Raw genomic sequence first — 2,184 nt, forward strand, 5'->3', positions numbered from 1 at the left:
AGGCCGATATCTGGATTCACAAACCTTATCGGGAAGGTTGGACTCTATGAGAAAACGATCGCTGTGGCAGCAGCTAACCACCGCGTTGGTGGTGGGAAGTTTCCTACTGCTATCCCCGGTGAGAATTGTCGGACTTGAAACCGCTTCCGAAACCAACCGACCGGAAGAGGCGGTTCAGGCGTCTGCACCTTCCCTCAAATACCGCCCCACTTCCGAATACAGGGTGCAGCATTTACAGGGGTGGAAGCTGTACGTGGCCCCGGACCTTCTGGAAGATCAAGAGCTAACCCAGCGGGTGTTTGCAGAACTGGAGAAGCAGCTCAAACAGATCACAGAGGCCGTGCCCCCGGAGGCTCTCAAAAAGATTATGCAAGTCCCTATCTGGATTGAGAAAAAGGAGGGACATCACCCGTGTATGGCGTACCACCCGGATCCGGAGTGGCTCCGTCATCACGATATGAATCCAGATAAGGCCAAGTGTGTGGAAATTGCCAACGGACGCAATTTCGTGAACTGGTCCAGAACGCAGCCGTGGATGGTCCTCCACGAACTGGCCCATGCCTACCACGACCAGTTTTTGCCCGGCGGCTTCGGCAACCGACAGCTCCGCCAGCGATTTGACGAGGTCAAGAAAGAAGCCCTTTATCAAAAGGTCAAGCACGTCAACGGGCGGGAACAAGAAGCCTATGCCCTGAAAAATGTTATGGAATTCTTTGCTGAAAATTCTGAGGCATTTTTCGGCAAGAATGACTTTTATCCCTTCACGCGTGACGACCTCGAAAAGTATGATCCGAAAACGTACGCGTTGGTCGCGGCGATGTGGGGAGTTTCGGTGAGCAGCACTCCAGAAAAACCCGAGGAAAAAACGGTCCAGACGGAAGCGCGTGAAGAAAATCAGTCGCACGGCAGCCAATAACTGTTCCCAGGGAAGAATTTGCCTGCCGTGGCCGGTCTGGTTTGCGGCAAGCGCTGCGGCGACGGGGCTTCAGGCAAGCAGGTTCGGTTGTGTGTCATTGACGAGGTCCGGGTTGAGAAAGTGGTTGAAGATCTCTCAAATAACCACTGAAGTGGCTTTCCGCGAGGCATTTTACCGATATGAGAAAAAAGGATCGCAGATGGGAAACGGTTTGCTGAAGATGGGCAGATTTGGTGTCAAAATAGAAAACAAGGGAGATGTAGCGGGTCTGCGGTAATCGGGCCGCTTGGAATATTTTCGGGAAATCCGGATGAAAACAATGCACGCAAACTCATTGTCACGGATGGTCGGTTTGGCCGCGCTTGCTGTCCTGCAACTGGCGGCGATTAGTTGGGCGAGCACACCGCTGGATTCTTTATTCCCTCCAACGACGCGGGGATTTCTGGCAGTGAGAAATGTTCAGGATCTGCGTGAACACTTCGAAAAGACGCAGATCGGCCAATTGTTGAAAGACCCCGCTCTTCAGCCGTTTGTCGAGGATTTGCGGCATCAAATTCAGGAGCGTCTCTCCGGAACCCGTGAGCAATTGGGTATCACCGCGGAAGACGTTGCAGAGGTCGCGACGGGAGAGGTAGCGGTCGGCGTTATTTACCGAGAAGGGGAAGAAAAAGCCAGTCTGGCTGCGATCGTCACCATTACGGGAGAACGCCCAAAAGCCGAGGAGCTTCTGAGTCGGGTTGTGGAGGACATTCAAATACGCGGCGGAAGTGTGGAAAAAATAACCATTCAGGGGCAAGAGATTCAGGTTATCACGTTGCCCAAACGGCCCGATGGAACAAATGGGGGAAAGGTCTTTTATTGCCTGCAGAATGATCTTTTGATCACCGCAAACGATCAGGCGGCTGTCGAGGCCATCCTGACTTTGCAGAAAGAAAAAGGCAGTTCGCTGTCGGAAGTCAAGGCGTTCAGCGCCATCATGGCTCGGTGTCGGAAGGACCTTCCTGAGGGAGAGGAACCTCAGATCCGGTGGTTTATCGACCCATTTGGCTACGCGGAAGCCATTCGCACGACCATCCCGCCGGAGCGGCGCAAGCAGCGGCGAGTGCAACTGGAACGGCTCAAGGCGGCTGGATTTTCGGTATTTCAGGGAATCGGTGGTTTTGTGAGCTTTTCCACGGAAGGCTTCGAGCTCGTTCATCGCACCTTTGTATACGCGCCACCGCCGCGTGAAAAATCGGCCAAAATGTTCGATTTCCCTAACGGTGACG

General features: G+C 53.6%; 2 protein-coding genes. Both read left to right on the forward strand.

Translation table 11 applies throughout. The features are described 5' to 3' along the window. The first annotated feature begins 46 nt into the window (after nt 1-46). A complete protein-coding gene (locus H5U08_RS16510; protein ID WP_297035563.1) occupies nt 47-916 on the forward strand; it encodes a hypothetical protein in 870 nt (289 codons plus the stop codon). Between the two features lie 319 nt (nt 917-1,235). Next, nucleotides 1,236-2,184 (forward strand): DUF3352 domain-containing protein (locus H5U08_RS16515; RefSeq protein ID WP_297035566.1); only part of this gene is annotated, 949 nt, incomplete at its 3' end.

The sequence above is a fragment of the Thermogutta sp. genome (genome assembly GCF_014359955.1).
In the GTDB taxonomy this organism is placed as follows: Bacteria; Planctomycetota; Planctomycetia; order Pirellulales; family Thermoguttaceae; genus Thermogutta.